Consider the following 1,030-nt stretch of genomic DNA (forward strand, 5'->3'; position numbering starts at 1 on the left):
GTGTGCAACTGACATTGATCGTTTACGCCTGGGTCTGAGTCTTCTGCTTAAGGCGTTCGTAGGGGGTCTGGCCGCTGAGGCCGCCATGGGGTCGATCGTAGTTGTAGTAGTCCTCCCATTCGCGAAGCTTGTCGTTGAAGACCTCGGCGTCGTCGATGACGACACCGTCCAGCATCCGGTAGAACTCTTCGGCGTCGATGCGGTGTGAGCGTTCGACCTTGCCGTTCAGCCGCGGTGTGCGGGGCTTGATGTAGACGTGGTTGATGCCCTTGTCCAGCACGTGCCAGTGGAAGGCCGATTGGAACTCCGCTCCGTTGTCGGTCTGGACAACCTGCACCTGGAAGGGCAGGCGCTGCAGCACGTAGTCGAGGAACTGGATGGCGGTCTTCTGGTTGAGCTGGGGATAGATGCGCAGCACGCGCAGCCGGGTGCAGTCGTCGATCGCGGTGAACTGGTAGTACTTGTTGCGGCCGCCCTTGCGGCCGGTGACGCCGGCGATGGGTTCGATGAACTTGACGTCGATCTGGACGCGGTGGCCGGGCAGCTGCTTCTCGTAGCGTTTCCACCGCTTGTCGTGGCGTTTGTAGCGCTGGGAGGCCGGCAACCGGCCCATGTCCAGGCGCTTGAGGATCCGCCAGACGCCTGAGCGGCTGATGGTGACGTCGTGGTACCGCTTAAGGTACATCGAGATCTTCTCCGGGCCGAAGTGGTAGTTCTGCCGCAGATAGATGATCTTTTGTACGACCTCGGCGTGCGTGGCGTTCGGGCTGGTCTTGGGCCGCTTGGAGCGAGTACGCAGGCCCTCGATGCCCTCGGTCAGGTAACGGCGGTACCAGACGTAGTACGCCTGCCGGCTGATCCCGTAGTAGCGGCACGTCAGCGCGACGTTGCCCGAGACCTCTTCGACGTGACGGATGACCGCCAGGCGCCGCTTGGCTTCACGGTCGAGTGGGGGGTTCGGGGAAGTCGACATAGACGGTCTCCGTAGTGGTCGGAGACCCAGGTGTCAACGATGTTCGTCAGTTTTAGA

At 61.8% G+C, this 1,030-nt stretch carries 1 protein-coding gene; it reads right to left on the reverse strand.

All coding sequences use genetic code 11. The features are described 5' to 3' along the window. Positions 1-22 precede the first annotated feature (22 nt). Positions 23-973, reverse strand: a complete 951-nt coding sequence (locus ABT061_RS48295) for an IS481 family transposase (RefSeq protein ID WP_350930451.1) — start codon at positions 971-973, stop codon at positions 23-25. Between the last annotated feature and the right edge of the window lie 57 nt (positions 974-1,030).

The sequence above is a fragment of the Streptosporangium sp. NPDC002544 genome, assembly GCF_040295965.1.
GTDB lineage: Bacteria > Actinomycetota > Actinomycetes > Streptosporangiales > Streptosporangiaceae > Streptosporangium.

Coding starts and splice junctions, on each gene's coding strand:
- ABT061_RS48295 (WP_350930451.1), bottom strand. CDS start 973: ATGTCGACTTCCCCGAACCCCCCACTCGACCGTGAAGCCAAGCGGCGC.